This window comes from bacterium, from assembly GCA_040753085.1.
GTDB lineage: Bacteria > UBA9089 > JASEGY01 > JASEGY01 > JASEGY01 > JASEGY01.
This window is the reverse complement of sequence record JBFMHI010000186.1, coordinates 1-4,984: the sequence shown is the minus strand read 5'-3', so window position 1 is coordinate 4,984 and position 4,984 is coordinate 1. Positions and strand designations below refer to the sequence as shown.

Sequence of the window (4,984 nt, the reverse complement as noted above, 5' to 3'; positions counted from 1 at the left end):
CGCTGACTATCTCCACCCCGTTATAGCCTGTATCATCCAAATCATAATAAAGGCTAACCAGGGCATTGTCATCCGGATCGGCATCCTGCCAGTAAATGACATATTCGGTATCCGCCGTAGCCCCTCCAGCCGGGGGCTCGATGATAGTAATAGTCGGTGGTGTATTGGCCCCGATAGCTGTAACGGTAAAGGTGGCAGGAGCCAGTCCTGTTCCCGTAACTTCAACACTGTAAGTCCCCGGTGTGTCCCCCAGGGTCAGAGTTGTCGATGCCCTTCCCTGATCATCAGTTATACCAGTGGTTGCAGACAGGGATTGGCCCGTGGCTCCTGAAGGATATTCAGTAATCTCGAAGTTGACTTTGATATTCGAAAAAGGGTTGGCATAATCATCAGTAACCATAATGACAAAAGGCGCTAATGTCGTGTCAGGAGGTGCCTTCTGATTATCCCCAGCTACTTTTACTATCCTTGAAGGCCTCTCGGAAATCACATTGATTAGCGGTATTTCACTCCCTACGCCGGCGGAAAGATCATCTACCCTTAAACGCTGCTGCCCCACGGTTCTGAAGGTGACCTCGAAAGAATGGCCCCCTTGATCCTCCAAAGTAAAGCTATATTCATCAGGCAAGATAGCCTGGGGATCAGAAGAGGCAAAATCAATCGTGCCTCGATAATCGGTTCGGGTTCTGCCTTGGCTGTCTTTGGCCGTTACTTGAAGGCGGCAAGGTACGCCTACCGTAACGGTGTCGGGGAGGCCGTCTAACTGGAAATAATCAACTATCGGATTATTTATGGTGAAGACGTGGTCAGAGATGTCGGTATAGGTATCGCCAAAAGGTATGCTAAATTCAGCTTTAATTAGATAATTTGTTCCATTTGGAACCAGGGTAGTATCCCAGGTATATCGGCTGGCATGAGGATAACTGTCGTTACCATCCAAGCCAATATACTGCCAGGTGGTTAAACCAGCATCAGGACTATAGTAAAGTCTTCCATTGAAATCCAGCTCAGTCTTGTAAATAATATCTATCTTTCCGCTCAGGGTCTCATTCCCATTGGGTGAAATTACCTCAATGTTTCCCGCCGGACAACCGTTATCCACCGAAAAAGTCCCTACCGAAGAATCGTTAGCCGAAAGGCGCCCATCACTTACTACTACTTTGATTTTATAGGCATCATAGGCGTAATAGTAATCACGCACTAAACGAGTATCCCAGGCATAATGACCAGTGTTGGGATAACCAGTTACTATCTCATACCACTTATTCTTGTACCAATAATAGATATCTACTGTCAGCACATCCTGGGGATCGGGATCACTGGCGCTCCATTTGATAATCCCTGTTCCCTGCCATAAGTCTTCAATAGGATTAACATCTTTGGGATCAAGTAGTGTCACTGTTGGGGAAAAATTCACATTGTCTATCCTGAAAGGGTTATCAGAAATATCTTCTCCCTGGTAACTACCCCATCCGGCTATCACCTTGATCAGGTAGTCGTTACTGTCCGCATAGTTATTGGTATTCAAGGAATAGCTGCCGTCATTGGGTTCACCAGCCACCATTAAAGTCCAGGTGGCTCCCGCATTTAAACTCCAGTAGAGATCAATCGCTGTGACCGGGCCGGTAGTCACCCAGGTAATGGCCTGAGTCCCACTCCAGGATTCGCCGCCATTAGGTGAAAGCAAAGTTATCTCCGGTGCGCCAGGGTTTCGCACAGCAAAGAAATCATCCGATCGATCCTCAGCCCTTAAACCACCATCATCACTTACTACTACCTTGACCAGGTAGTTATTCGAGTTGGCCCGCTGAGTGGTATCCCAATTATGTGCGCCAGTATTGGGCAACCTGCTCGCGATCTTGTTCCAAGTAGTCCCACGGTTGTTACTGTAGAAAAGATCGACCGTTAGCGGATCATTATCTGCATCTTCAGCCGACCACTGGATCGTCCAATTCCCGCTGACCTCTCCTCCATTGGGTGAGATAAGCGTAACCGAGGGTGAGTGCAGGTTATCAATGGTAAATATCCCTGAGACAGCCTCTCCTACCTTGCGGCCATCACTGGCCGTAATCTTGATCTGGTAACTGCCGTCAGGTAAGAGGGTGGTATCCAGCACATAAGAGCCATCGTTCTCTTCTTCAGTGGTCAGCTCTTCCCAGTGGATACCTCCGTCCAAAGTGTAAGAAATGCCGATGAGAATTGTATCTGCCTCGTTGGCATCCGTGGCCTGCCATTGGATGGTTTCCGTTTCACTCCAGACAGCGCCTGCCGTGGGTGAAGTTATAGTCACCACCGGCGCAAAATTCTCCGGAATAACCGTGATCCTCTTCTGGCTGCCTATCATGCCCGGATCACTGACATCGTTTACCTGAACCTCCTGTTCACCTTGTGTTCCAAAGACTACCCCGCCTGTAAAGGTATGGCTTCCGGCATCGGCTAAGGTAAAGGTGTAATCAGCCGGGAGGCCGGCCAGGGTGTCGCTGGAACTAAAGTGAATTCTGCCCACGTAATCTGTCTTAAGATTATGCCTTGCATCGTGGACATACACCGTTACCCCTGACTCCTCATTTACCTCAACAGGGTCCCTGATCCCTTCCACATGAAAATGGTCCCGGCCGCTGGAGGTACTGATGATCTCAAAGACCCCAAAGTCAGAGTAAAGATCAGGTAGGTTCGGGTTCTCCACCCTGACCCGCCAGTAGTAAAGACCGTTGTCAAGCTCTGTCGTGGTCAGCGAATAGGTTGTCTCCCGCAACCCAGGGAAGGTATCCACGATATCGGTGAATTCAGGATCAGTGGCGATCTCCAGGGTATAGGTATCCGGATGGGCCAGGATACCGTTATCACTCCAAATAAAGGTCGGCCTGGTCGTATCCTGATCCATAACTTCAATTATCTCTGGTCGTAGACCATATCTGATATAGAGTCCGGTCAGATCCATGCCCTGGGCCTCAAGTTCAGTAAAGAGATCACAGACATTGTAGACCAATGCCTCTGGAATCTCCTGACGCGGCTGATAAATAGCCTTGAGCACAGTAGTCGGGCTTCCGATGGCCCAGAGCATGGCTGCCACGGCCAGTTCATTATCGATCCCCTGGGCCGTAAGGGTCTCTAAATTATAGGCCTTTCGACCCACATTAACTACTGGTGACTCCCTGACTACGGCCGAAAAGTAGTAGCAGAAACCGTTCAGAAAGGCCTGAGCCGGGCTGGTTCTTTTTTCCGGTGAGGGATTAAGTCTGATCATACCCCCTGGACTCTCCTGTTCCATTAGATATTGGGCCAGAGAAGATTCATCCATAGAAGTAAGCATTATAGCTGGGGCCTGTGGTGGTCGAGAGGGCCTCTTGCCGTGTCTGACAAAGAGCATATCAGCATAAGCTTGAAAGACCTTATCCTGATTGTTAGCATCCTGCGGGGCAATGAGCAGCTTGTAATTATCACTCCCAGGGGTCTTTTGCCAGTAGCAGCTTACCCCATCCGGGGTATAGTCGTTCCTTGATGCCCAGATGGCAATAGCCGGGCTGATCTCTTCATCCGGTAATTGCTCCCGGGCCACGTCGTAAGATGTCGCCAGATTGTCCAGGAGACGAAAGGGGGCAGCCCGGTTGATGATGGTCACCTCTTGCATAGTGCCATAGATAAAATAGCCCAGGTTTCCCTCCAGCATACTATTTACGGGAATAGTCAGCAGGGAAAAGAGGGCCGGCAGCCTGAACTGCTCATCAAGGAGAGTCTCAGACCAGCCATCCACAAAAGTAACCACATCGGCATCCGGGACATAGAAACAACCTGATTGTTTAATCCCAAAGAGCGGTGAAGCCATCACGTAGAAGGCCGGCGAGGTAGGCTCCGTCAACACTCCGGCCTTGGCATCTCCTATCCCAGACTGAGGATTAATCCAGGTAAAGGTCTTCAAAAAGACCCGGTAGAGAATCTTATCGCCTACTTGGCCGTCAAATTGAATCTCACCGTCTTCATTTACCACTAAATTAGAATACAGCGGTTCCTCTCGGGGAAAGCCCGGTCTCTTTATGGTCACCAGGGCCCATGTCCCAGCCGGGGGTTTAAAACTGTAACCACCTTCATAAACCAGCAAAGGCACGCGAATCCTTTTCCCAGGTACTACCCGAAACCCTGCCCCATAAGGCGAAGACGGCCCGGCCGGCCCATCTATCGCATCAAGCCCCTCGGTGTATTTACCATCACCATCATAATCAAGGATGACATCATATTCATCCTGAGGTGCACCGGGATGAATCTGTTGAGGATATATTTCTCCCTGGGCATTGGTAGACACTGTAACCGTCCTTTTGATATGATCAATGACATCTCCATCTTCCCAGCCCAGGTTCTCCGTGATATAGAGGGTATATGAGCGATTAGCCATATATCCCGAACCTCTCACATACACGACCGGGTTTACATCGTTGCAAGTATAGAAGACATCTCCTTCGTGATATGTCCCCGAGTCAATGGCATATATAGTTTGTTTGGAGATGTCGATAGTGAAACGGTGATTTTGGTCAGGACCAGGATCATACCCCTTCAGATTACTTGCATTATGATTTTGATAGCAGAAGGTATGAGGATCACTATCTAATTGCCAATCTTGAGCATACTTATGGTAGCCAATAAGCCTTAGAACCTGTTCTCCATTCATATTGTTATTGCTGATCATTTGTGCGGTAAGAGTTCCAAAAGCTTTCCTATGAGTGGAGTCCCGCCTTATGGGAACTTTTACACTTCCTACATAAAGTTCTAAAAGCTTATTGCCTCCATCAGTCATCTCTTCTGAATATTCTACCTCTATGGTGATGTCAGTATTACCATTAGCTGCTTTTTCAGGAGGGTTAGGAGGCTTTAATGTCCTGGTAGGATTAAGATTAGGATATGGATTATTATCATCATCTTCCCAGTATCGCTCATATATTACATTCCCCGCCCCTTGAGTTACCTTTACCTTTTTAACATACGGTGGAAC

At 48.5% G+C, this 4,984-nt stretch carries 1 protein-coding gene; it reads right to left on the bottom strand.

Annotated features, from left to right (window positions below; genetic code table 11):
* The coding region (locus AB1797_13085; GenBank protein ID MEW5768520.1) for an Ig-like domain-containing protein at nt 1–4,984 on the bottom strand (4,984 nt) is incomplete at both ends.